We start from the raw sequence: 25,540 nt of genomic DNA, 5'->3' as shown, positions 1-25,540 counted from the left end.
TGAGTTAGCTTCTGCTGGCTTTGCGATTCTTTTTTTGCATAATAGATAAACCCAATTCAAAAACTACCTGCCATAGCGTTCCTCTTTTTAGATAGAGAAACAAAGGAATGGTACAATAAAGCTAAGAGGTGAAGAGAATGAAACGAAGATGTCCTTGGGGTGAGCAAACAGCAAGTATGAAACATTATCATGACACAGTTTGGGGTGTTCCAGAATATGATGATCAATTACTTTTTCGTAAATTGATGTTAGATATCAATCAAGCGGGATTAAGCTGGCAAACGATTTTGAATAAAAGTGCCTCCTTTGATGAAGCTTATGACTTTTTTTCGATCGGTAAAGTAGCCGAATATACAGAAGCAAAAATCAATGAGTTGATGGAAAATAAAGGGATCATTCGTAACCGTCGTAAAATTGAAGCAGCGGTAGCCAATGCTCAGGGTGTCCAAAAAATCCAACATGAATTTGGTAGTTTTGCGGATTATTTGTGGTCATTTTCGGATCATCAAGTGATCAATCACTCGTATAAAGAACAAAATGAGGTACCAACAACGAGCCCGTTATCTGATCAAATCGCCAAAGATCTAAAACAACGCGGTTTTAAATTCATCGGAAGCACAACCATATATGCTTTTTTAGAAGCTGTGGGAATTGTCAATGACCATTTAGATCATTGCTTTCGCAAACAAGAAGTCAGCCAGATGGGAAAAGGAGAGTGAACATGATGGGGAAAATCGTCTTTTATGGAGCCATTAGTTTAGATGGCTACTTAGCAACAAAAGAGGATAGTTTACAGTGGTTATTTGACACACCAACTGGAGAAAAAACAACTTACGAGGCTTTTTATCAAACAATTGATCAAACGATTATGGGAAGAAAAACTTATCAGGAAGCAAAAAAATTGTTAGCAACTGACCATCTGTATCCTGAAAAAAAGAATTTTGTATTTTCTTCTAATAAAGAGCTGGTATTAAATGATGCAACAGTTGTTCATGAAGATCCCGTTTCATTCGTGAAAAACATAAAAGAACATTCTAACCAAACAGTCTGGGTCGTTGGTGGTGGGAATTTATTGAAACCTTTGATCGAAAATCATTTAATTGATGAATGGTGGATCCAAATCGCACCTGTGCTTTTAGGAGAAGGTATTCGATTGTTTCAAGAAGGCGCATACGAAGAACGATTGAAACTAGTTGATACTAATTATTTTGGAGAGTTCATTGAATTGCATTATGTAAGTAATCGTGGAATATGATGGGAAAGATTATGTTGTGATGGCAAGTATTATTGTTTAAAAATAGTTTGATTAAATCAAGAGAGAAGGCGATTAAGACTTAAGTTAGTATGATGTATATTATAACTAACTTAAGTCTTAATCGTCTCTCATGTTAATAAATTGAGCGATTTCTTTATCACTACAACGATAAAGATTAAAAATATTGCGCAAACATTCGTAATTAGGTCTTCCTTTTCCTCTTTCCCAACAAGAAACGGTTTCTCGACTTACATTGAGATAATTTGCAACAAATGTTTGAGTATAATTTGCCTTTAATCTTTTTCGTTTTAACCACCTTGCATAGAAAATACAAATCACCCCTTAATATAAAGCGCTTCACTTTGAATTATATAGGTAACATATTGTATTTAAAAGGTGTTGTGTGGGGAAATTTTCCCCTTTACTAAAATAATACAAGGGTATACGATTTACATATATAAAAGTAAACGATTACTTTACTTTCTATAAAATGATAAATTAAGGAGATTTGATTGGATTAATGTTTTTTCAATTTCTATCCATCTCTTTCTGATAGTACTATTATTATTAATCGGTATATTAGTAACTATTTCTATTATTAATTTTAGATGGGAGAAGGAAAGTCTATGAGAAAAATATTCGTTGATCTTTTAAAATGTAGCGGTATATCATTTTTTATTACATTTTTGATGTTAATCATGTCAATTATCCCTATTTGCTTGATCAGTTTTTTTTATGGAACAAATTTTCACGCACCTTATAATTTATTTACTGTCATAGGGAATACGAATGATTTAGGAAACGCAATTGAATTTAATTTTAATCAGAATTTTGGGATACAAATTCTATTATTTTATTTTTGTTTCACTTTTGTAATATTAGGAATTACATATACAAAACGCTATAAGAAAATGATATATTTGATAATTTCATTGTTTGCCATTTTGCTACAAGTTCTCTTAATGAATAGTATTGTATTAAATAAAGAACCGTTTAAGGAAACATCTATAAATGAAATCAAGGAATTAATTAAAAGTAATGAAGATACAGTTATTTATGTGGGAAGAGACAATTGTCCAGAATGTATCATTTTTAAGCCAAAATTAAGTTCATTTTTAAGTAAAGAAGGTCTGAGAATCAATTACCTGAATACTACTGGAAATGAAGAAGAAGTATCTAATTTTAAAAAGTTTTATAATGAACTTGGTGTGGTTAGCGTGCCAGCAGTCATCTTTATGGAAGGTGGTAAAATTGTCAAAGTACTTCATGGAAATAAGGCCTATAATGAGATAGAAAATAGAATGAAACAATTTACTCAGCTCAAAACTGAACAAATAAGTAAATAATTAGATCGCGGGGGCTATGCTAGTATGACAGATTCTAGTAGTGATAGTACTTTGACCATAAATAGGAAAACAAGCCGAAGAATTCCAAAAATAGGAGAAGCTATTTTCGGATTCTTCGGCTTGTTTTTCAGAGCTAGACAGGTTACAACCTTTTTTCGATTGTTTCCTTCATATATGATCTATTTGATTCGACCCAACGCTTATCAAAGCTAATTTTTACTTAGTTAATTTATTTAAAAAATCAAGATAAGCATCTAGAATCGTTTGGAAGAAGCTGAGTGTTCCTTCCACAATATGACCTTCTTCATCAACTAAATTTGCAATATTGCCAATATAAGCTTCAGGTTGTTGTAAGGTAGGAACATTTAAGAATACAAGTGATTGACGTAGGTGATGGTTCGCGCCAAATCCACCGATACCGCCAGGGGAAGCAGTGACAACTAACCCAGGTTTGCCGTCCCATGCGCTTTGACCGTAAGGGCGAGAGCCTACATCTAGTGCATTTTTAAGTACAGCAGGAACCGAACGATTGTATTCTGGAGAAACAAAAACAACACCTGCTAATTCCTTGACCTCATCACGGAAACGACTCCATTCAGCAGGAGCATTCTCTGGAGTTTCAAGATCTTCGTTATAAAAAGGCAGATCATCGATCTTTACAAAAACACCTTCATATCCTTCAGGTAGCAAGTTAGCGAAAGCCTCTGCTACTTTTCTATTGTACGAATCCTTACGCAAACTACCTACAAAAAATCCAATTTTTTTAGTCATAAAACAATTCCTCCTTCAAACTTTCTATATTTATCTTACAAAAAATAAGTAAACTCAGCAAATAAAAACACTTGAGGAACATAGCGACTAACTTAACTACTTTTTTCGACTACTTATAGTAGTTATTACGTATATATATTTGCTTCACTTGACATGGATCTTTTATAATTAGTGAATAGAAGTCTTGTCTGAAGGAGTTTGTGTGATTTTTTTAGAAAAGAGTGTAGTACATGAACTTTTGATAAAGAATGTTTCTCATTGAAACATCGGTACACATCATCGCATGACTTGGGGTAACGCAGCATCAAATAAAAAGATGAAATTGGTAGGTGGAACAAATGCATATTAACGAGTTTTTACCATTTTTGATCCCATTAGTGATCATACAACTTGGGTTATTTTTTTATGCCCTTTATCATATTTTGACTCATACGCATTATCGATTTGGCAGTCGAACACTCTGGATCATCGTAATTCTCATAGGATTTCAATTTGTTGGTCCAATCTTGTATTTCGTGTTCGGTAAGGAGGAGGAATAATGGCGATCCTTGAACTAATCGATGTATCAAAATCTTTTGGTGAAAAAAAAGTGTTGAACCATCTTTCCCTTACCGTCAAGGAAAAGACGATCTTTGGGTTTATTGGAAAAAATGGTGCAGGGAAAACGACGACGATGAAATTGATTTTGGGGTTGCTAAAAAAAGATGCTGGAACAATCAAGGTTAATGATGAAACGGTTCACTATGGTCAAACAAAAACGAATCGTTGGATCGGCTATTTGCCAGATATTCCGATGTTTTATGACTACCTTACCGCCGAAGAGTATTTGCAATTATGCGGGGAAATCACCGAGATGCCTAAACATAAAATCCAACAAAAAACGCAAGAGTTATTAGCGTTAGTCGGATTGGCTCACGAGAAAAAAAGGATTAGGACTTTTTCAAGAGGGATGAAGCAACGTTTGGGGATTGCCCAGGGGTTACTGAATGAACCAAAACTGTTTATTTGTGATGAGCCGACTTCGGCGTTGGATCCATTGGGGCGTAAAGAAATTTTGGATATCTTATTACGTGTCAAAGAGCAAACAACGATCCTTTTTTCCACACATATTCTATCAGACGTGGAACAAATTTGTGATGAAGTGGCTTTCTTAAATAAAGGAGAAATCGTTTTATCGGGCACGGTAGCAGAATTGAAAACCCATCCTAAAAATGAAGGATTTGAAATCCAATTTCCAACTGTGAAACATTCTCAAGAATTTTTATCGCTTTTGCCGGGAGCAATCATGAAAAATGAAACCCTTATTTATCCTGGCAGAACTAACGAAGACTTGCTTCGTGCACTATCTTTAATTGTTGATCACAAATTACCGATTCAATCGATTCATCGTTTAGAACCTTCCTTAGAACAAATTTTTATGGAAGTGGTGGACAAATGAAGCAATTACTCGCGTTTTCAAAAAAAGAATGGAAGGAAAATTGGCGTACAGGTAGATTATTACTGTTGCTTTCATTAACGATCATTTTTGGGATCATGAATCCACTGATAGCCAAATTAACACCCTACATCGTTCAATCGATGTCAGAAAATTTAGCAGCATCTGGTATGAAAATCGGGGAAGTCAATGTAGATGCGCTGACTTCTTGGGGACAATTTTATAAAAACATGCCTATGTTTCTTTTATTGTTTTTGTTATTGTTTAGCTCGACCTTGACGAATGAATATCAAAAAGGAACATTGATTAATCTTTTAACCAAAGGGATGGTTCGCTGGAAAATTTATTTTACTAAATGGATCATGGGACAGTTTTTTTGGGCAGTTGGTTTTTGGGGTTGCTCCTTCATTACTTACTTTTATACTGCTATTTATTGGGATAATGAGCTGGTTGTTCAATTAGGGACAAGAAGTTTTTATTATTATTTATGGGGTGTGTGGTTATATACTTTATTTCTATGGTTGTCCTCCTTTATTTCTTCTGGCTATTTTGTGCTAGCTTGTGGAGGGATTTGTGTGGCTGGCTGTTATCTGTTATCTATGTTTACAAAAGTTGCTGAGTATTCTCCTTTTTATTTAACGACAGCTTCGAACGCATTAGGGGAAAGGATTGATTCGAGTAACTATACTTTTTCTTTAATGGTAACAGGTTTGATGATTGCTGCCTTTTTAGTGACAGGAATTCTTTTTTTCAATAAAAAAGAGAGTTGAAAAAATTTTTTATTAGCTGTAAAGAAAAAAAGCTTTACAGGGTAAAAAAAAACTGTTACACTACAACTTGTGAATAAAACAATGGAGGTGGAAATATATAATGGCAGTTAAAATCCGTTTAAAACGTATGGGTTCTAAAAAGAGTCCTTTTTACCGTATCGTCGTAGCTGATTCACGTTCTCCTCGTGATGGACGTTTCATCGAAACTGTAGGTACTTACAATCCTTTGAAAGACCCTGCAGAAGTAGTTTTAAAAGAAGATTTAGTTCTTAACTGGTTATCTAAAGGTGCGCAACCTTCTGATACTGTACGTAACATCCTTTCAAGAGAAGGCGTTATGCAAAAACACCACGAAGCTAAATTCTCAAAGAAATAAGGTGATCGGATATGAAAGATTTAAGCGAATTAGTCTTAACAATCGTTCGTCCGTTAGTCACTTATCCTGAACAAGTCCAGTTAGAAGTCACTGAGTCAAAAGACTTCTATGAATATAACCTAACTGTGGCTCCTGAAGATATTGGTCGTATCATCGGTAAACAAGGGCGTGTTGCGAAAGCAATTCGTACGATCGTTTACGGGGTACGAACAAATGCACCGAAAAAAGTGCGTTTAAATATCATCGATCATAAGGAATAAAAAAAGCTGTTTCGTCTTGACGAGACAGCTTTTTTCTTTTTGAGGGGACTACTTGGCAAATGATTATAGAAAGCGTATCCTTAAAGTATAGAAAGGAGTAGATACCTATGAAAAAAGTTGCATTATTGATACCAGCTCTTTTACTTTTAAGTGCCTGTCAAGGGACAAATAATTCAACTGAAACAACTGATACGGCGACACCAGAGACTCATTCAACGAGTCATAGTACTTCCAAAGAAACAGATACTCAATCAACAACCAAAAAGAGTGAAAGCTCTGAGATGTCTGGAAATACAACGGAAACGGCGACTACAAAAACAGAAACATCTACACAGAATAAACAAGCACAAACCGCATTTGAAGAACTGAAAGAAAAATACCCAACAACACCGATGCCACAAGAGATTCCGATTACAACAGGGAAATTAAACATCGCTGCTGCCGAAACCAAACAGGGCTTTTCGATCTTATACTATGACCTGCCGAAAGCCTATGTCTTAAATGCCAAAGAGTTAAACCAAGAAACCCCGATGGCTTCTTATCTTTACCAGTATGGCTTTGCTTCTAGTCAAGAAGCAATTGATGCCTTGAGACCAGTTACAGTTGATACAAATGGCCGACAAGTCGATTTGGGCTACAATATCACTGGCTATCAACAAGGAGCGGCGGGATCTAGTATTCTAGAATGGCAAGAAGGAAATTGGAGTATTCGTGTCCGGGCAAGTAATATTGAAGGACAAGATCCTGTACCGTTAGCCAAAGAAATCGTTGCTTACTTAGAAAAAGCAAGTTTGCCTGCGCCTGAGAAGTACGGGAAAATTACGGTTGAAATGAATGATTCTTCCCAACAAGCTACACAAGTAAGCTGGCAAGAGCCTAAAAATGTTTATACTGTTACCCACAAAGATACTCTTTCCGCATTGAAAATGGCTGTTTCTATGAACCAATAAATGATTGGAAAATGATATAGAAAAGCGAAAAGAAAGTAGAATTGCATATGCACACATGCTAAAATAAGGCAGATACGTCAAAAACACGTTCAGCCATTTAAAAACCATTGTTTGGTTGAAACATGTGTGAAAAGGAAAAGGGGATACAAGTTGACTGAATATTTAAATGTTGGAAAAATCGTAAATACTCAAGGGATCAAAGGAGAAGTGCGCGTCATTTCTACCACAGATTTTCCAGAAGAACGATATAAAAAAGGTGCTGTACTTACCTTGTTTCAAGAGAAGAAAGCGCCAATTGAATTAACCGTCAAAAGTCATCGTAAACATAAAAATTTTGACTTGTTAAGTTTTGAAGGACATCCTTCAATCAATGATGTTGAAAAATATCGAGACGGTATTTTAAAAGTTTCAAAAGAAGAAACGATCGAGTTGCCAGAAAATGAATTTTATTATCATGAGATCATTGGAGCAAAGGTCGTTGAGGAAAATGGAAATGAATTAGGTAAAATCAAAGAAATTCTTTCACCAGGTGCTAACGATGTTTGGGTAGTCCAACGACCAAAGAAAAAGGATGTTTTGCTTCCTTATATTGACTCAGTGGTTAAAACAGTTGATTTAGAAAATGGGGTCATTTACGTCGAGATTCCAGAAGGATTGATCGATGATGAAAATTGATGTCTTAACACTCTTCCCACGAATGTTTGAAGGACCAATGGGTGAATCGATCATCGGTAAAGCGGTCAATAAAGGATTGTTAGAGATCAATGTTTCTAATTTTAGAGACTATTCCGATAATAAACACCAAACGGTCGATGATTATCCATATGGTGGCGGGGCAGGGATGTTGTTAAAAGTCCAACCTATCTATGACAATATCAAAGCAATTGAACAAGCAAATCCTGAAACAAAAAAACGTGTGATTTTATTGGATCCAGCTGGTAAACGATTTGATCAAGCGATGGCGGAAGAATTTTCGAATGAAGAACATTTAGTATTTATTTGTGGACATTACGAAGGCTATGATGAACGAATCCGTTCGCTAGTTACGGATGAAGTCTCTTTAGGTGATTATGTCTTGACTGGTGGCGAACTTGGCGCAATGGTGATGATTGATGCAACAGTCCGCTTACTACCGGATGTTTTAGGAAATCAAACATCCGCTCAAACAGATTCTTATTCAACGGGATTATTGGAACATCCTCAATATACACGGCCAGCAGAATTTAACGGGATGAAAGTCCCAGAAGTTTTAACAAATGGAAACCATAAATTGATTGAAGAATGGCAACTGAAAGAATCCTTAAGAAGAACCTATCAACGCCGACCTGACTTATTGGAACAATTAACAATGACCTCACAAATGCTGAAATTGTTAGAAGAAGTCAAAAAAGAAGAATCAGACGAAATAGAATAAGAAATATCAATATGACTCTTTACACTAAATTGATAGTATGATAGTATCTTATGGTGAGTGCAAAAGCACTTAACTATTACGATGTTCCGCTGTGAGGGAAAACTCATAAGAATGTTTGGAATAAGGAGAAAAGATCAATGAATCCATTAATCGAAGAATTAACAAAAGAACAACTACGTTCTGACATCCCAGCTTTCCGCCCTGGTGACACTGTACGTGTTCATGCGAAAGTTGTCGAAGGTACACGTGAACGTATCCAGTTATTTGAAGGTGTTGTAATCAAACGCCGCGGAGCTGGAATCAGCGAAACTTATACAGTACGTAAAGTTTCTAACGGAGTAGGCGTTGAACGTACATTCCCATTGCATACACCACGTGTTGCAAAGATCGAAGTCGTTCGCTACGGTAAAGTACGTCGTGCAAAATTGTACTACTTACGTGCATTACACGGAAAAGCTGCTCGTATCAAAGAAATCCGTCGTTAATCTATCGTTATCTGATAGTGGAAGAACCCTTGATTTTCAAGGGTTCTTTTTTTGATTATTTTTATAAGCAGTAAGTCTAGATTGTTTGACATTATAGATTTGCAAGAGTGGCAAACAAGGAGCAAAAAGTCGAGTCACTTTGGTATATCTTAAATATACGTCAATCAGATGACACGATGACAGTCCTATTCATACCAAAGGGGCGACAGATCTGGTAGGTGAACGTAATCAGCTTATCAAGTTTATATGTACTACACGCAAACGCTATGCGTATTAAAGAGATCAGAAAAAAATCCTGCTAGAGAGTGTCTAAAAATATAAATTGCGACAGTCCTTGAATAATAAGAACTTTTTTTGAATGTTTTTACTAACAATCATTTTGTCATTGGCAAGTTAACTGAAAATGAGACTGAAAAATCTGTTCTGATTCATCAGTCTCATAATTTCAACTTATTCAAAATGCAACGATGATCCCAAATGTCGGTTGTTAAGAGAATTGAGGACGTTTTTTTACATATTTACTAAACGAGAAAGGCCACTTTTTTAGGAGTGGAGGTGTCAATTATTGATTAGTGATTTCAGCTTCCTTTTGAGCCATTTTTGCCGTTACGTGTTCATCAATTCGTAGGAATGGTAGATAGATAAATACGCTAACCGCAATGATTAGAACTTGCAATACTGCTGCTCGCCAATCCCCACCTGTCGCAAGGAATCCTGAAATAACTGGTGGTGTGGTCCACGGTATCTGAACTACCACATGATTGATTAAGCCGGCTGCAGTCGCAAAGTAGGCAGTTACTAATGAGAAGATTGGTGCTAACACAAACGGAATAATTAGACTCAAGTTAAATACGATCGGTAATCCAAAGATGATCGGCTCACTGATATTAAACATCGCTGGTGTTACCGATAGTTTAGCAAAGTCTTTATAATCTTTTCGACGACTGAAGATGAAAATCGCAATCAATAAGGCGATCGTATTTCCTGAACCACCCATAACAGCAAAAGTATCCTTGAAAGCCATGTTGATAATATGTGGGATGTGTTCATGGTTTGCATAAGCTGCCATATTTTCTTGCATGTTTTGTAATAAGAACGGATCAAGTAAAGAACCTGAAATTACAGCTTGATGAATTCCAAAACCAAAGAATAAATTGGCGATTGATGTGATTAAGATAAAGCCAGGTAAACCAGTTGTGATGTGACTTAAAGGTCCCGTGATCGCTTTAGTGATCACACCATTTACGTCCATGTTGAATAACTGATTGACAGCGAAAGATAGAATCGCAAAACCAGTAACAGTAATCATGATCGGGATCAATACATTGAATGACTTCAACACTGCGGGCGGGATATTTCCAGATAGTTTGATTTGCAATTTTTCATTTGTAGATAATTTAATGAATAGCTCAGTAGCTACTAATCCAACAAAGATTCCGACAAACATTCCTGATGCACCTGTATGGGAACCTGGAATAACTCCGGTTACTTCAATCGCTTTTTTTGCATTTTCCGGAGTGAACATCATTTTCATTGGTGTTAAAACGATGAAAGTTGAGATCGAAACTAAAACCGCTGCGATATGATTTGTATAATTTCTGCTAACACACATATGATAAGAAACTGCAGCTACAACTAATAGCGTCGTAATACTCAATGTTCCATTGGCGATCGACATGCCAATTTCTTGAACTTTCATTAATGTTTCGGGTTTAACAATTTTACCCATAAAACCAGTTGGTTCTAAGATAACGTAATTAATCAAAGTCACGAATCCAGCTAACATCATAAATGGCATGAATGTTGCAAATGCATCGCGTAATGTACGCATATGAATTTGATTTCCTAGCTTCGATGCGATCATACCAAATCGTTCAAACACCTGTTCCTTCTTATTTGTTTTCTTCATGGTATATTCTCCTTGTTTTTTATTTGTAAGCACTTACCGTAGTTCAATAATAGAACGGAATTTGATAAAAGTAAATAACTTTTTTTAAAATTATATACTTTAATGAAAAAGGGCAAAAAAAAGAGCTGATTTCCTCAGCTCTTTCAATCATTTTTCAACAAAAACGGCTTCAAAAACAAAATCTTGATACAAATGCCTTGTAATGGAGTATTCAAAAGGAGTCCCGTTTGCCAAAGAAACACTTTTTTCAACTTCGATCATAAAGTCTCCGGCATCAATTCCTAATATAGTTGCATCAAACTCGGTTGCCAGTACGCCCTTCATCCAAACGTGAGAAGCATTGATCTCTAACTGCAGTTCATTGCGAATATAGGAATAAACCGATTTTTTCAAGTGTTTAGGTTCCAAACCAGGAATAATTGATAGCGGCATAAAAGTTTGTTCCAATGAATAGGGTTGTTGATCGACAAAACGACTGCGAACAATATTATAAATGTATTCCTTGTCGTTAATCTGTAATCGCTCTGCTATTTTTTTTGACGGTAATTCAATTGAAAACATATGAATTTCAGAGTCTACATGTTCTTCGCCAACTACGCTCATAAAACCTTCGCTTGGACCGAAAACTTTCGAATTATGGATCGGTTTGCGCAAAACTTCGGTTCCAAATCCACTTCGACTATGTAAAACTCCTTCAGAAACTAACAAGTCTAATCCTTTTTTTACTGTCAATTTACTCGTATGATATTGTTTTGCCAATTCGGAACCAGTTGGTAATTTTTCACCGATTGCGTAAGTACCGTTTTCAATTTTCTTTTTTACATCAGAATAAACTTCCATATATTTCGCATTCTTCTTCATTTTTTCCCTCCTATAGTTACCACGTAAAGATATAAATAATTATATACCTTTCTTTAATTTTAGCAATCTTTAAAGGGTAAAACAATTAACATTTATAAAAAGTATATATTTTTTAATAAAAAAATATTCCAATTTATTGGAAGCGGTGTTATGATGGAGTAGTACTCAAGAGAATGTCATTTTAGGAGGATACAATGAACAAACAACAATTAACATTTCCAGAAAACTTTTGGTGGGGTTCTGCTTGGTCAGCTGAGCAAGCAGAAGGTCGTGGTGAAACTGGAAAAGCCGAAACGGTTTGGGAACGTTGGTACAAAGAACAACCATACCGTTTTTATCAAAGGATTAGTTCAGAAATTACGACAGATCACATTCATCGTTATAAAGAAGACGTTCAACTGATGAAGCAAACCGGACATAATTCCTTTCGGGTCTCGATCTCTTGGGCGCGGATGTTCCCAAATGATGGAGTAGGGGAGGTAAATCCAAAAGCGGTTGAATTTTATCGGGATTTATTTACTGAAATGAATAACAATGGTATTAAAGTATTCGCCAATCTTTATCATTTTGATATGCCAGCAGCCCAACAGGATAAAGGCGGTTGGGAATCACGGGAAGTTGTCGATGCATATGTGCAATTTGCAGTTACTTGTTTCAAGGAGTTTGGCGATCTCGTCTACCACTGGTTCACTTTCAATGAACCGTTGGGGCCGATCTTAGGGTCATATTTGGAAGACTTCCATTATCCAAATTTGATTGATTTCAAACGAGGAGCGCAAGCGACTCACTTTACTATTTTGGCTCACGCGAAAGCAATTGCAGCACATAAAGAGTTGAATTTGAACAGTAAAATAGGTGTTATCTTGAATTTAAGCCCGACGTTTCCAAGGAGTCAAACCCCCGCTGATGTGAAGGCAGCTGAAATTGCGGATCTTTTTTATGTTCGCAGCTTTTTAGATCCAATGGTCAAGGGTGTTTATCCAGAAAAATTAATTAACCTTTTACGTGAATATGATCAATTGCCAACGGATTATACCGAGGAAGACCTGCGCTGTATCAAAGAGAACACGGCACAAATCTTAGGATTGAACTATTATGAACCACGTCGTGTGAAGTCTCGTTTAACTGCAATCAATCAAGAGGGTCCGTTCTTACCGGATTGGTTTTTTGAGAATCATGTGATGCCGGGACGACGGATGAATGAATATCGTGGTTGGGAAATTTATGAAAAAGGTATCCATGATTTATGCATGGATATCAAAGAAAACTATGGGAATATTGAATCCTTTATCTCTGAAAATGGGATGGGCGTAGCAGATGAGGAACGCTTTATGGATGAAAGTGGGCAAGTGATTGATGATTACCGGATCGAATATATCCAAGATCACCTCGCTTATCTTTGGAAAGCAATCAATGACGGCTGTAATATCAAAGGGTATCATCTTTGGACCTTTATTGACTGCTGGTCCTGGATCAATGCATATAAGAACCGTTATGGACTAATTTCTCTTGATCTGCCAACCCAAAAACGGACGATCAAGAAAAGTGGTGAGTTCTACAAACAGTTAAGCAATCAAAATGGGTTTGAGTATGATATTGATCGATTGGTATAGCAAAAAATGAGTGGAAAAACTTGTATTTTTGTTTGAAAATCTTTTATCTAGAAATCATAGAGTTATTCATTCAATGGGATTGTTCAAATAAGCATCGGGACTGGGACAAAAGTTCTCTCAGTATCTTCTAGTATCTCTAAAAACGAATAAACGGTGTTCAAGAAGCAACTCCTCAACAATAAGCGATGATTTTCTAAAATATGAGGAGCTATTTTAAAAAATCATCGCTTATTCGCTCGGAGCTAAACGCTTCTTTCACAGCCTCTTGCTAAACGGTGTTCAAACATCAGCTCCTTGAAATAAGCCTGAATTTTTCAAAACATGAGAAGCTGTTTCAAAAATTCTTTCTTATTGTCATCAGAGCTACCGGATGTTTTCACGACCTCTGATTCACGGTGTTCAAAGAGCTGACCTTCGGCGATAAGTCAAAAAATCTCAAAACAAGAGGAGCTGTTTCGAGATTTTCATCCTTAATGCTCCTGCGATTACTCGTCGCAGTTTTTACTTGGTGAGCGCTCAGGTCAAGACACTCTTTTCACGACCTCAAGAGAAACACAAAAAACGCTTGGTGTTCGTTTATTTGTTCCCATAGATCTACTGGCTATAAATAGCTCATCGCTTTGTTCAAAAAAACAGAAGCCATTTTCAGTATTGTGCACGAATTGTTTAACTATCACACATTGATTAGTAACTGGGATAGTAGTTGAGAGCGTAGCGTATTCTTTTGTAAAATGAAAGGTCTGAAACAATCATTAACCTAAAAAGAAAGTAAGCCTGATTTTGATTCATTACGTCAAAGTCAGGCTTATTTTTTCTGTTCTAGGCACGATCTTTCACGAATTCTCTTCAATTAAGTACCATGAGTGCGAAGGTGCTTAATTAATGGATCCTGTTTTCCACGTAAATGAAAACGACGGAATGTCAATTAGATACCTGATTGTTTTTCTATGTTTTTACTAATTGTTCAAGCAACGATTGAATGAACATTAGTAAGAAATTTCATTTAGCTATACGAACAACTGCAAATTATTTTGAAAATAGAAGATTCAATGAGTAAACCAACGCACCAGTATGTCCTAGTACAGCCGGAAATCAAAAAGCCTAAAATAATTAGGAGCAGTGAGATTGAAGAGGGATCGGAATATTCAGATGGGAAATACCGAAAGAGTTTTTATAGGGTGAGTCATTTTCATTTTTAACAAAACAATTTACTCCGGTTTCAGTGAGGTAGTTTGGTAATGGAATAAGAGAAATATTTTTTATCGTTATTTTAAAATAACGTTTTTAATAGGAAGGTGTATCTCGTTTATTATATGTATCTTTATTCTTAATGTTGATAATGTAATTTTTTTGTTGTAATATTTTTTTATGATAACAGACTTTTTGTTTTTATTGTAACAAATTTATCTTATTAAATATTTTCTATTTTTTTATTTTATAAATGAATATACTGAATATATTATGAGATGTGTACTTATGTTATATATGAAGGGGTAGGGAAGGAAAAGGGGACATAAGATGACATAAAATGGCTTTACACTCAGTTCAAAAGGAGGGAAGTGTCCAGTGAGGTTGTAGATTAAGGAGTATCATCTTATTTTGATCAGATCATAAAAGAGCAAGTATACATATCATGTGAAAAATCTGTATGGCATCATGAATTATTCTCTAATTCATTTATAGGAGGAATCGTTATGGCTATTGATCATAAACAAGTGACTCAATTGGAAAAATTAGCATTAAACATTCAACTAGATATTTTGATAAGTGTTAAACAAAGAGGAGAAGAATCAATGGATTGTTCTTTTTCTATGATCAAATTGTTAGCTGTTTTATACGGTAAACAGATGAAGATTGACCCGAAAAAACCAGATTGGGGAAATCGTGATCAATTAGTTTTAGCTAAAAGTCATGCGGTATTGGAATTATATAGTACTTTATCTAATCTAGGGTATTTTGATAAGAAGTGGCTATGGACGATGAGTCATCAAGGGGACAGACTCCCTAAAAAGTTAGATCGTTCAAAGACTCCTGGAATCGATGTGACAATCGGGGACTTAAATAACGGTGTTGCAATAGCTGCAGGTCTTGCGATGGGATTAAAAATAGCAAATAAGGAAAATGATGTTTATTTAGTGATGGATGAAGACGAATTAAAAGATGAACGTTGCTGGCAAGTATTTCAGTGTATTGCTCATTTTAAATTAGATCATTGCTTGGTAATTATTGATAGTGGTTATAGAAAACGAGAACAGTTAAGCAAAAGGTATGAGAAATCTTATCTATTGAAAAGAAAAGCAGAGAAGGCTGGGTTTTATACGTTGCTCGTTGATGGGACAAATATCAAAGCAATCAATGAGGCGATTGAAGAGTATAAAATGAGGACGACACAAGCCTTCTGTATTGTTTTAGAAAGTTATCCAGAGCGAGTGCTATCAGACTTAACAATGGACGATCATGAGGATTCAAGTAAAAAAATTCCTAAAACATTCCATCAAGAGATTGAAAAAACGATTTTGAAATTACAAGAAAAGCTTGAAAGGATGAGCTAAATGGTTCAGTTAAGTAACTCGTTATCTGTAAGGAAAGAACTTCGTACTTGCATAGTTGATACATTAAATGAATTAATGAAAAAAAACCACAATATCGTTGCGTTAGAAAATAAGTTTGAATCATTTAGTAATTGGGTTGATTTAAAAAATGAACACCCAAAGAGATATCTCAGCATGCCTGTGGATGAAGAGAACATGGTAGGTATTGCAGCGGGGTTAAGTTTAGCTGGCTACCAACCTTTTATCCATCTTTTTGATTCTCATGCGATTCGAAAAATTTTTGATCAATTATTTATTTCCGAAGGATACGGTGGAAATACCATCAATATTTTTGGGGAATATTTCGCTTCTAATCGAAATGGAAAGGAACGCGTCAATGAACTAGGGGAAGATTTAGCGTTGATGACAATGATCCCAAATTCAATTATTTGTGAAGCAACAGATGAGGTGCAAATGGCATGGATCATCAAAGAATTTAGCCAATTGAGCGGTATTCACTATGTACGCGGAGAAAATAAAAGGATACCTAATATCTATAAAAAAGAAACGACTTTTCAATTAGGCAAAGGAAACATTGTTTGGCATGGTACAGATATTTTAATTATTGTCGCTGGCAGATTAGTTTACGAAGCTCTCAATGTTGCTAAGCGGTTAAAGTCCTGTCAAATTAGTTGCGAAGTCATTGATATGTTTACGATCAAACCAATCGATAAACAGTTGATCCTTAACGAGTTGAAAGGGAAAACACAAGTGGTTACTATCGAAAATTATGCAGTTATTGGTGGCTTGAGCAGTGCGGTGAACAGAGCTCTTACAGAAAATAAAGCAGCTGTTCCGTTGAGAAAGATAGAGATTGTGAAGCTTAGACAACAAACGGATGTGCCAATCCAGACAGAAGGTTTTGACTTAGTGGTTCAGTTGATTGTTGAAACAATATTAGCGAATGAGCTAGATCGATAACGGAAAAATTGAGTTGGATCATGATAAAGGATAAAATTTCTTGAAAAAAATTGGTGTATCAAAGAAAGCACATGAAATATTGATTCTAATCGAAATACATAAAGAGCCTTGATTGATCAAGGGAATGAAGAAAACGAAAAAGGCAGCGTTTGGATTGACCCGATGAAAGGGCCATTTGGGCGCTGTCTTCCTTTAATTTTTCGTTTCTTTAACTACTTAAAAGAGTTTTAATCGATTAATAATTGAACATGTTTGCCAAAAGCTTCTTTTTGACTATCGGGTATAGCAGAATCGGTAATCAAATAGTCGACTTCTTGGAGTGGATAAAAGCCATAGAAGTCTTTTTTATCAAGTTTATGATGATCTGCTACGATATATCGTGTTTCAGCGCTGTTCAATGCGTAACGTTGAGTCAATCCTTCATCTTCATTTGAAGTGAAAACGGATGTTTTATCTAATCCATTTACCCCGATGAAACTTTTTTTTACATGGATATTTGCAATAAAATCATTGGCGATCGTCCCAACGAAAGCGCCGGTCTTATTTCGATAGGAGCCGCCGATCAGGATGATCTCAAATCGAGGATCACTTTTGAATTTGTTAAACACATGGATCGAATTGGTAATGATTTTAGCGTGGTTAATCGTCAAGAAATCATAAGCTAATTCAATCGTTGTTCCAGGTCCTAAAAAGACAGTATCGCCTTCGTGGATATGATTCGCAATGATTGTGGCAATTTCTATTTTTTCTGACAAATGAAGATCCTTTTTTTCCCGATGACTTAGTTCGATCACGGAAGTTTTAGGATTTAATAGTTTGGCACCACCATGAATGCGAATGATTAACCCCTTATCCTCCAATTCCTGCAAATCTCTACGAACAGTCATATCAGCTACTTTCAATTCTTGAACAATATCGGCCACTTTCACGATGCCGTTCTTCTCTAGTTGTGCTAATAAGTATTTTTGTCGTTCTTCTTTTAACATGATATAAACTCCCTGATATTTCGTGGTTCTTATTTTTTTGTTTGAAATAAACATAAAACATTCAGAGGAGGTTGTCAAATATTAAAGGTTTGTATAAGAAAATAGATTGACATGTTAAAAACATTCGGTTACTATTTGTTTGTAAAGGACAAAAACGAACACAAATAAACATAAACTGGAACAAATATAATGTTCTTGTAAGAGAATGGAGGAAGAAAAATGGATAAAGAAACAGTAGCAATGATTGGATTTGAAGTGGTAGCTTTTGCTGGTGAAGCAAGATCGAAATTGATCGAAGCGTTAGCTAAAGCAGAGAAGGGGGAATTTGAAGAAGCCAATGGATTAGTTGAAGAAGCCAATCAGAGTTTGGTTGAAGCGCACAATTCTCAAACTAAAATGTTAGCTGCTGAAGCGAGTGGTGAAACAATTGAAGTAGGGTTTATTATGGTTCACGCCCAAGATCATCTAATGACCACGTTGCTATTGAAAGATGTCATTCAACATCTCTTTAATATTTATAAAAAATCATAGAGGAGCCTGGGTATGAATGCAATGATCAAACGTATCGAAAAAATGAAACCGTTTTTTGAGAAAATTTCTAATAATTCTTATTTAAGAGCAATTAGGGATGGTTTTATCAGTCTTATCCCTGTCATTCTTTTTTCAAGCTTTTTTTTATTGGTAGCATATGTTCCCAACGCATTCAATTTTCATTGGGGAGAAGAAATAGAGTCCATTCTAATGAAAGCGTATAACGGTTCCATGGGGATATTAGGGATCTTAATGGCTGCTACAGTGACCAAGAGTTTGACAGAAAACTTTAATACTAAATTGCCAAAAACGAATCAAATCAATAGTACTTCAACCATGATCGCTGCTTTTATTGGTTTCTTGATTGTTGGGGTTGATTCGTTAGAAGGTGGATTTGCTTCTGATTACATGGGGACCAAAGGATTGATGACAGCGTTCATTGTTGGTTTTATTGTTCCTAATATCTATCGATTCTGTGTTAGCAAGAATTTGACAGTGAAAATGCCAGAGGAAGTTCCTGGTAATATCTCACAGACATTTAAGGATTTGATCCCGATTACACTGTCGACCGTCTTTTTTTGGGGATTTGATTTGGGTTTTCGTAACCTTGTCGGTAGTGGGTTTTCAGAAAAATTGATTGAGCTGTTCCAACCAATTTTCTCAGCGGCCGATGGCTATTTTGGGTTAGCACTCATTTTTGGGGCAATGGCGTTTTTCTGGTTTGTCGGTATCCACGGTCCCTCTATTGTTGAGCCAGCTGTTGCTGCCATCTACATAACAAATGTAGAGATGAATTTTCAACTGTATCAAAGTGGGGACCATGCACCGAAAATTTTATCTCAAGGCTTACAATACTTTGTTGCCACACTAGGTGGGACGGGTGCGACATTGGTCATTACGTTGATGTTTGCTTTTCTAGCAAAGTCAAAGCAGTTAAAAACAATGGGACGTGCCTCAGCGATTCCCGTTTTGTTTGGTGTGAATGAACCCATGCTGTTTGGTGCACCAATTGTATTGAATCCTATCTTTTTTATTCCTTTTATTCTTGCACCGATCCTCAATGTCTGGATCTTTAAATTTTTTGTTGAGGTGTTAGATATGAATGGATTCATCTACAATCTGCCATGGACAACTCCTGGACCAGTAGGGTTGATCTTAGGGACAGGTTTTGCTGGACTATCGATCGTTTTGATGATTGTTTTATTAACCGTTGATTTTGCGATTTACTATCCATTTTTCAAAGCCTATGACAATGAATTATTAGTGAAAGAAAAAGAAATAGGGCACGGCGATCAGTTGGAAAGTACAACTGTCAAACCAGCAGTCGTTTCACCGGCATTTGCTAAACAAAAGAATGATCAGACTAATGTTCTTGTACTTTGTGCCAATGGAGCAACTAGTTCGATGTTAGCCAATGCAATTAAAAAGGGTGCGAAGGAATTGAGTATCGGTGTGGATGCGACGGCAATGGCTTATGGGCAACATAAAGATCAGATTGGCGAGTTTGACTTGATTATCTTAGCTCCGCAAATGGCTTCGATGCTTGAGGAACTGAGAGAAAGTGCGAAGGACCATAAAACACAAACTGTTTCTACTACGGGAATCGAGTACGTCAAACTTGCAAAAGCACCTACTGATGCGGTCAACTTTGTTTTTGAAAATCTAACATGATGTGGAGGATGCGATGAATAAATTTCCAGAACATTTTATTTTTGGAGCGGCAACGGCTGCTTATCAAGCTGAGGGTGCCCTTTCAATAGGAAACCGTGGGAAAAATTATTGGGATGATTACCTTAAAAAGACAGGGACATTTGACCCTAGTCAAGCAAGTGATTTCTATAATCGTTATGCAGAAGACTTACAAGCATGTCATCAGTTTGGCATCAATGGCATTCGGATTTCGATTGCCTGGTCTAGGATCTTTCCTAGTGGGAGAGAGAAGGTCGATCCGATCGGTGTCCAATTTTATCATCGTTTGATCGATTCTTGTATCAAAAATGGAGTCACGCCGTTTGTGACTTTGCACCATTTTGATACACCAGAGAAGCAATTTAAAGATGGTGATTGGTTGTCTGCAAATATGGTGGATGATTATGTTGACTTTGCGCAATTTTGTTTCGAAGAATACGGGGACAAAGTGAAACATTGGATCACGATCAATGAACCCTGGTCAGTGGTTGCCGGTCAATACATCATCGGTCATTTTCCGCCGAACAATCAATATGAGCTGGGTAAAGCGATCCAATCGATGCACAACATGATGGTTGCCCACGCTCGCGTAGTCAAAAAATACAAGGAAGCTAATTACCAAGGTGAGATCGGGATCGTTCATATTTTAGAATCAAAGTACGGGATAACTGATCTGAGAGAAGATAGCCTGTCAGCGAAGAAAGAACATATCTTGGCGAATCAATTTCTATTGGATGCGACGTTTAAAGGGGAATACTCAGCAGAAACGATGCGTGTGATCAATGAGATCTTATCTGCAAATGGGGCGAAGCTTGAACTCAAAATAGAAGATTTTGATCATCTAAAAGAAGCAGCAAAAATGATTGATTTTTTAGGAGTCAATTATTATGCGAGTCATTTTTTAAAAGACTATACAGGAACATCAAAAATCCAACATAACGGAACTGGTGAAAAAGGAAGTAGTATCTTTGCCTTGCAAGGTGTAGGAGAAAGGGTGACAAATCCTGTAATCCCGACGACTGACTGGGATTGGCCGATCTATCCACAAGGGTTGGAAGATATGCTTCTCTTGATCAAACAGAATTATCCGAACTACGGAAAAATCTATGTAACAGAAAATGGTTTAGGGAGTAAGGATCATTTTGAAGCGGGACAAATCAATGATGAGGAGCGGATCGATTATGTTCGTCTTCATCTAGCCGCTATTTTACGGGCGATCGACCAAGGTGTGAGAATTGAGGGATACTTTATTTGGTCGTTGATGGATATGTTTTCTTGGACGAATGGTTACAATAAACGTTATGGATTATTTTACGTAGATTTTGATACGCAGCAACGATTTCCTAAAAAGAGTGCTTATTGGTACCAAAAAATCAGCAAAGAAAAAGTATTGGATCAACCGATTAAAAATGAAACTAGCGAGAAATGAGAAAACTAAACAGGAGGAAAAATGAGTATGCGAGTAGTCATTGGTGCGGATAGCGACGGAATGGAATTAAAAGAATGGTTAAAAGATAAGCTCGTGCAAGAGGGATTTGAAGTAGAAGATAAAAGTATTCAACCAGCAGAAGATTTTATTGCATCTACATTAGCTATCACAACAGATTTAAAAGAACACCCGGAAAGTCTAGGGATCGCTATTGATGGTTATGGTGCAGGGAGCTTTATGGTCGCAACAAAAATAAAAGGAATCGTGGCAGCTGAAGTGTCGGATGAAAGAAGTGCTTATATGACTAGAGATCATAATGATGCCCGAATGATTACCTTAGGCGCAGCGATTGTTGGTAAAGAGCTTGCGTTAAATATCGTTAAGGGATTTTTGACCGCATCTTATAGTGGTGGTCGTCATCAGATTCGTGTAGATATGTTAAATGAAATGGGTTAAGAAAGGAGCAGATAATGAGAATAGCAATTGGATGTGACCACATCGTAACAGATACAAAAATAGCAGTTGCGGATTTTTTGAAATCAAAAGGGCATGAAGTAGTGGATGTAGGGACCTATGATTTTACCCGCACACATTACCCGATATATGGGAAAAAAATTGGAGAAGCAGTAGTTAAAAAAGAAGTTGATTTAGGCGTATGTTTATGTGGAACAGGTGTCCGGGATTACCAATGCAGTCAATAAAGTACCTGGAGTAAGAGGTGCGTTGGTTCGTGATATGACCAGTGCCATCTATGCAAAAGAGCAACTAAATGCGAACGTCATTGGTTTTGGTGCCAGAATCACAGGAGAATTTTTGATTTGTGATGTCATCGAAGCCTTTATTCAGGCAGAATATCAAGAAACAGATAAAAACAAACAGTTGATCGAAAAAATCAACCAGTGTGAAAGCACAAATGCTTCGCAAGAGAAGCCGGAATTTTTTGCAAAATTTCTTAAAAAATGGGAAATGGGCGAATACGAAGACTAAAAGGAGCGTGACATAAAAGCAATGGATGGAAAAATGAAACATTTAAAAAAACTCTGGAATAAAGAACAAATCTTTGCCGCTTTAGCAATTGATCAACGAGGTGCATTACGTAAAATGCTTACCAAAGCAAAAGGAGAAGAAGCAAGTGCTAAAGAGCTGGAAGAATTTAAGATGATCGTGTCTTCGCAACTAACAAAAGATGCGTCAGCGATTTTGTTAGACCCAGAGTATGGCTTGCCTGCAGCGAAAGCGAAAGCGCAAGAAGCTGGCTTACTTCTTGCCTATGAAAAAACGGGATATGATAGTACCGTGCCTGGAAGACTTCCTGATCTTTTACCTACTTGTTCAGTTAAGAATCTAAAAGAGGCAGGTGCAGATGCTTGTAAATTCTTACTTTATTATGATGTTGATGAAAGTGACGAAATCAATGAGCGAAAACAGGTATTTATTGAACGGATCGGCTCAGAATGTCAGGCAGAAAATTTACCATTCTTTTTAGAATTAGTTTCATATGATCAAAACATTTCTGATAGTCAATCAAAAGAATATGCGATGAAAAAACCTGGCAAAGTCATAAAAATGATGGAGAAGTTTTCTGAAGAGCGATTCAATGTCGATGTCTTGAAAGTGGAAGTTCCTGTCAACATGCACTATGTAGAAGGATATAGTCAAACAGATTTCGTACATACGAAAGAAGAAGCAGCGAAATTTTTCCAAGAACAAGCTGCTGCTACCCATTTGCCATATATCTTTTTAAGTGCCGGTGTCGAAGCAGAATTATTTTATGAAACACTACGTTTTGCCAAGGCAGCAGGATCGACCTTCAATGGGGTTCTTTGTGGTCGGGCAACGTGGAGTGCTGGGGTAGAAACTTTTGTCAAACACGGAAAAGAAGCGGCAATGACGTGGATGAACGAAGAAGGAAGTAAAAAAATCCAACAACTCAACCAAGTGCTGAAAGAAACTGCAACACCAGTAGCGTTATAAAAAAGGCTATGAATACCATTTGTTCGGAGGGTATAAACATAGCGGGCAACTTTACTGAATGAACATTTTTTGAAACGCTTCTTCTATTTTTTATAATGGAGAAAAATAGATAAGAATAAATAATCAAGAGATATAAAGATAGTGTAAAGAAACGATTTAAAGTTTCACACTATCTTTATATCTTTTTTTGTATGATCAAATCATAAAGGAGAGAGGAAAAATGATGATTATATTTGGTTTGATTAGTGCTTTATTAATGATTTATCTTTTCTGGTTTTTATTTAAGGGGGAAGAGTTATGAGTAGTATCATTTATCAAGGATTGTTTTTTTTATTTGTGTTACTAATTCTAGCGTTACCTCTTGGGTGGTATATTAAACAAATCATGCAAAATAACATACCTAAAGGCGTACGATTTTTGCAACCCGTTGAAAAACTATTTTATAAAATAATCGGACCAGTCAGTCAGAAAGAAATGACGGCGAAACGCTACATTTTTAGTGTATTGTCATTAAGCCTTTTTTCGCTCATTTTACTGATTGGTCTGTTAATGACACAAGAATGGTTGCCGGGAGGGAATACAGTTAAAAATCTTTCTTTCCCATTAGCCCTCAATACGGCAGTTAGCTTTGTAACGAATACTAATTGGCAAGCCTATGCTGGGGAAACTACCTTATCGAATTTTTCGCAAATGTTTGGCTTAACAGTTCAAAATTTTGTATCTGCAGGTGTTGGTTTAGCAGTTTTGATTGCCTTATTAAGAGGTTTGACTCAAGTGAAAAATAAACGACTAGGGAATTTTTGGCAAGATTTAACCAGAGGTCTAGTCTATATCTTATTGCCGCTTTCCATCGTTTTAGCCATCTTATTGATCTCTCAAGGAACGATCCAAACGTTGCAATCAGGGCTAGCTTATCAAGGATTAGAAGGAAAAGATTTGTGGTTGTATCTAGGACCAGTAGCAAGCCAAGTAGCTATCAAGCAGTTAGGAACGAACGGTGGTGGTTTTTTTGGTGCAAATTCAGCTTATCCTTTTGAGAATCCAACGATTTTAGCGAATTTTTTGGAAAATATTGCCATTTTGCTCATTCCTGCTGCATTGATTTTTACACTAGGTTTTTGGGTAAAAGAATGGAAACAAGGACGGACGATCTTGATCGTTGCAACCACTTTTGTTCTATTAGCGTTTATCGGGGTAACAGTTAGTGAATATTATGGACCAAACTTTCCTCAAGTGTTAGGTTCGGCCAACATGGAAGGAAAAGAAGTTCGTTTCGGTGTGGGATGGTCAAGTTTATGGGCTGTCAGCACGACTGCTGCTTCTAATGGTTCGGTCAATGCGATGTTAGATAGTTTTACGCCCTTAGGTGGAGCGATCCCACTCTTTTTGATGCAATTAGGAGAGATTATTTTTGGTGGGATTGGTAGTGGACTATACGGCATGCTTGCTTTTCTTTTGTTAGCCGTTTTTATTGCTGGTTTATTAGTTGGTCGTACGCCCGAATATTTAGGGAAAAAAATTGAAGCGTTTGACATCAAGATGGCTAGTTTAGTTATTTTGACTCCTTTAATGTTGACCCTCTTTGGAGCTATGGCCTTGATCAGCCACAGTGAAGTCTTCACTTGGTTAACTAATGAAGGACCTCATGGATTTAGTGAATTATTATATGGTGCAACTTCCTTAGCGAATAATAATGGGAGTTCATTTGGAGGTCTATTAGCAGATACGCCGTTTATTAACTATTTAGGCAGTTTCTTGATGCTGCTTTCCAGATATCTACCGATCGTTGCGATTTTATTCCTAGCAGAAAACATGGGGAATAAGAAAAAAGCAGCGTTGAGTCCAGGGACATTATCAACCGTCAGTCCAACGTTTGTTACGATGTTGATTATTGTCATTTTAGTGATCGGCGCCTTGAGTTTCTTACCAGCATTAGCCTTAGGACCAATTGCTGAGTATTTTACAGTAAAGTGA

Annotated in this window: 26 protein-coding genes and 1 pseudogene; 22 read left to right on the top strand and 5 right to left on the bottom strand. The window is 36.5% G+C overall.

Annotation, left to right across the window (positions count from 1 at the left end; translation table 11 throughout):
* The first annotated feature begins 137 nt into the window (after positions 1–137).
* The gene (locus tag AB5M32_RS04210; protein WP_010737917.1) at positions 138–719 is read left to right on the top strand and encodes a DNA-3-methyladenine glycosylase I; all 582 of its coding nucleotides are present in this window, start codon (positions 138–140) and stop codon (positions 717–719) included.
* 5 nt (positions 720–724) lie between these two features.
* Positions 725–1,255 (top strand): dihydrofolate reductase family protein, encoded by a 531-nt coding sequence (locus AB5M32_RS04205; RefSeq protein WP_178287258.1) that lies wholly within the window; start codon positions 725–727, stop codon positions 1,253–1,255.
* Positions 1,256–1,372: 117 nt separating this feature from the next.
* Here AB5M32_RS04205 and AB5M32_RS04200 read toward each other — a convergent pair whose 3' ends face one another.
* Positions 1,373–1,594 carry a helix-turn-helix domain-containing protein gene (locus AB5M32_RS04200; protein ID WP_228196763.1) on the bottom strand — a complete coding sequence of 74 codons (222 nt, stop codon included), beginning with the start codon at positions 1,592–1,594 and terminating at the stop codon, positions 1,373–1,375.
* A gap of 287 nt (positions 1,595–1,881) precedes the next feature.
* Here AB5M32_RS04200 and AB5M32_RS04195 point away from each other — a divergent pair, with 287 nt between their 5' ends.
* A complete protein-coding gene (locus AB5M32_RS04195) occupies positions 1,882–2,601 on the top strand; it encodes a thioredoxin family protein (protein ID WP_053766610.1) in 720 nt (239 codons plus the stop codon).
* 216 nt (positions 2,602–2,817) lie between these two features.
* Here AB5M32_RS04195 and AB5M32_RS04190 read toward each other — a convergent pair whose 3' ends face one another.
* Entirely contained in the window at positions 2,818–3,372 is a 555-nt protein-coding gene (locus AB5M32_RS04190) for an NADPH-dependent FMN reductase (RefSeq protein WP_010718468.1), read from the bottom strand.
* A gap of 338 nt (positions 3,373–3,710) precedes the next feature.
* Between AB5M32_RS04190 and AB5M32_RS04185 the strand changes: the two genes are divergently transcribed.
* From AB5M32_RS04185 to rplS, 9 genes are all read left to right on the top strand, one after another.
* Positions 3,711–3,911, top strand: a complete 201-nt coding sequence (locus AB5M32_RS04185; RefSeq protein WP_178285869.1) for a PLDc N-terminal domain-containing protein — start codon at positions 3,711–3,713, stop codon at positions 3,909–3,911.
* Positions 3,911–4,810 (top strand): ABC transporter ATP-binding protein, encoded by a 900-nt coding sequence (locus tag AB5M32_RS04180; protein ID WP_010737913.1) that lies wholly within the window; start codon positions 3,911–3,913, stop codon positions 4,808–4,810. Before AB5M32_RS04185 ends, AB5M32_RS04180 begins: the two co-directional genes overlap by 1 nt.
* Entirely contained in the window at positions 4,807–5,577 is a 771-nt protein-coding gene (locus tag AB5M32_RS04175; RefSeq protein ID WP_178285871.1) for an ABC transporter permease subunit, read from the top strand. The genes AB5M32_RS04180 and AB5M32_RS04175 overlap by 4 nt, the downstream gene beginning before the upstream one ends.
* Positions 5,578–5,677: 100 nt before the next feature.
* Positions 5,678–5,953, top strand: coding sequence for a 30S ribosomal protein S16 (rpsP, locus tag AB5M32_RS04170; protein WP_010718464.1), 276 nt, complete (start codon positions 5,678–5,680; stop codon positions 5,951–5,953).
* Positions 5,954–5,964: 11 nt separating this feature from the next.
* Positions 5,965–6,213 (top strand): KH domain-containing protein, encoded by a 249-nt coding sequence (locus AB5M32_RS04165; RefSeq protein ID WP_010718463.1) that lies wholly within the window; start codon positions 5,965–5,967, stop codon positions 6,211–6,213.
* A 107-nt stretch (positions 6,214–6,320) separates the two neighbouring features.
* Positions 6,321–7,163, top strand: a complete 843-nt coding sequence (locus AB5M32_RS04160) for a hypothetical protein (RefSeq protein ID WP_178285873.1) — start codon at positions 6,321–6,323, stop codon at positions 7,161–7,163.
* Positions 7,164–7,313: 150 nt separating this feature from the next.
* On the top strand, positions 7,314–7,838 hold the full coding sequence (gene rimM / locus AB5M32_RS04155; RefSeq protein WP_010718461.1) for a ribosome maturation factor RimM: 525 nt from the start codon (positions 7,314–7,316) through the stop codon (positions 7,836–7,838).
* Positions 7,828–8,577 (top strand): tRNA (guanosine(37)-N1)-methyltransferase TrmD, encoded by a 750-nt coding sequence (gene trmD / locus AB5M32_RS04150; RefSeq protein WP_094940995.1) that lies wholly within the window; start codon positions 7,828–7,830, stop codon positions 8,575–8,577. The genes rimM and trmD overlap by 11 nt, the downstream gene beginning before the upstream one ends.
* Before the next feature lie 137 nt (positions 8,578–8,714).
* Positions 8,715–9,062 (top strand): 50S ribosomal protein L19, encoded by a 348-nt coding sequence (gene rplS, locus AB5M32_RS04145; RefSeq protein WP_002286913.1) that lies wholly within the window; start codon positions 8,715–8,717, stop codon positions 9,060–9,062.
* 562 nt (positions 9,063–9,624) lie between these two features.
* Here rplS and AB5M32_RS04140 read toward each other — a convergent pair.
* Both AB5M32_RS04140 and AB5M32_RS04135 read right to left on the bottom strand, forming a co-directional pair.
* Positions 9,625–10,971, bottom strand: a complete 1,347-nt coding sequence (locus AB5M32_RS04140; protein WP_010737911.1) for a PTS sugar transporter subunit IIC — start codon at positions 10,969–10,971, stop codon at positions 9,625–9,627.
* 147 nt (positions 10,972–11,118) lie between these two features.
* On the bottom strand, positions 11,119–11,832 hold the full coding sequence (locus tag AB5M32_RS04135; protein WP_178285875.1) for a GntR family transcriptional regulator: 714 nt from the start codon (positions 11,830–11,832) through the stop codon (positions 11,119–11,121).
* A gap of 194 nt (positions 11,833–12,026) precedes the next feature.
* Here AB5M32_RS04135 and AB5M32_RS04130 point away from each other — a divergent pair, with 194 nt between their 5' ends.
* The 3 genes from AB5M32_RS04130 (at position 12,027) to AB5M32_RS04120 (ending at position 16,957) form a co-directional block, all read left to right on the top strand.
* Positions 12,027–13,445: a glycoside hydrolase family 1 protein gene (locus AB5M32_RS04130; RefSeq protein ID WP_178285877.1), complete on the top strand. Its 1,419-nt coding sequence runs from the start codon at positions 12,027–12,029 to the stop codon at positions 13,443–13,445.
* A 1,694-nt stretch (positions 13,446–15,139) separates the two neighbouring features.
* Complete coding sequence (locus tag AB5M32_RS04125; RefSeq protein ID WP_034700825.1) at positions 15,140–15,997, top strand: hypothetical protein; 858 nt, start codon at positions 15,140–15,142, stop codon at positions 15,995–15,997.
* Positions 15,998–16,957 (top strand): transketolase family protein, encoded by a 960-nt coding sequence (locus AB5M32_RS04120; RefSeq protein ID WP_178285879.1) that lies wholly within the window; start codon positions 15,998–16,000, stop codon positions 16,955–16,957. It begins immediately after the preceding gene.
* A gap of 227 nt (positions 16,958–17,184) precedes the next feature.
* Here AB5M32_RS04120 and AB5M32_RS04115 read toward each other — a convergent pair whose 3' ends face one another.
* Positions 17,185–17,943: a DeoR/GlpR family DNA-binding transcription regulator gene (locus AB5M32_RS04115; protein WP_178285881.1), complete on the bottom strand. Its 759-nt coding sequence runs from the start codon at positions 17,941–17,943 to the stop codon at positions 17,185–17,187.
* Positions 17,944–18,162: 219 nt separating this feature from the next.
* Between AB5M32_RS04115 and AB5M32_RS04110 the strand changes: the two genes are divergently transcribed.
* From AB5M32_RS04110 to kdpA, 7 genes and pseudogenes are all read left to right on the top strand, one after another.
* Entirely contained in the window at positions 18,163–18,474 is a 312-nt protein-coding gene (locus AB5M32_RS04110) for a PTS lactose/cellobiose transporter subunit IIA (protein ID WP_034700819.1), read from the top strand.
* Positions 18,475–18,486: 12 nt separating this feature from the next.
* Positions 18,487–20,145 carry a PTS transporter subunit EIIC gene (locus AB5M32_RS04105; RefSeq protein ID WP_178285882.1) on the top strand — a complete coding sequence of 553 codons (1,659 nt, stop codon included), beginning with the start codon at positions 18,487–18,489 and terminating at the stop codon, positions 20,143–20,145.
* A 13-nt stretch (positions 20,146–20,158) separates the two neighbouring features.
* Positions 20,159–21,592 (top strand): 6-phospho-beta-galactosidase, encoded by a 1,434-nt coding sequence (gene lacG / locus AB5M32_RS04100; RefSeq protein ID WP_178285884.1) that lies wholly within the window; start codon positions 20,159–20,161, stop codon positions 21,590–21,592.
* A gap of 27 nt (positions 21,593–21,619) precedes the next feature.
* On the top strand, positions 21,620–22,048 hold the full coding sequence (lacA, locus tag AB5M32_RS04095) for a galactose-6-phosphate isomerase subunit LacA (protein WP_010718450.1): 429 nt from the start codon (positions 21,620–21,622) through the stop codon (positions 22,046–22,048).
* A gap of 14 nt (positions 22,049–22,062) precedes the next feature.
* A pseudogene (gene lacB, locus AB5M32_RS04090) lies at positions 22,063–22,579 on the top strand (galactose-6-phosphate isomerase subunit LacB).
* Between the two features lie 21 nt (positions 22,580–22,600).
* Entirely contained in the window at positions 22,601–23,566 is a 966-nt protein-coding gene (gene lacD / locus AB5M32_RS04085) for a tagatose-bisphosphate aldolase (protein WP_113821119.1), read from the top strand.
* A 297-nt stretch (positions 23,567–23,863) separates the two neighbouring features.
* Entirely contained in the window at positions 23,864–25,540 is a 1,677-nt protein-coding gene (gene kdpA, locus AB5M32_RS04080; RefSeq protein WP_368024343.1) for a potassium-transporting ATPase subunit KdpA, read from the top strand.

Source organism: Enterococcus sp. C57 (assembly GCF_040887305.1).
GTDB lineage: Bacteria > Bacillota > Bacilli > Lactobacillales > Enterococcaceae > Enterococcus_B > Enterococcus_B hirae.
Note: the sequence above shows the minus strand (reverse complement) of the source record. Positions and strands in the feature narration are given on the sequence as shown.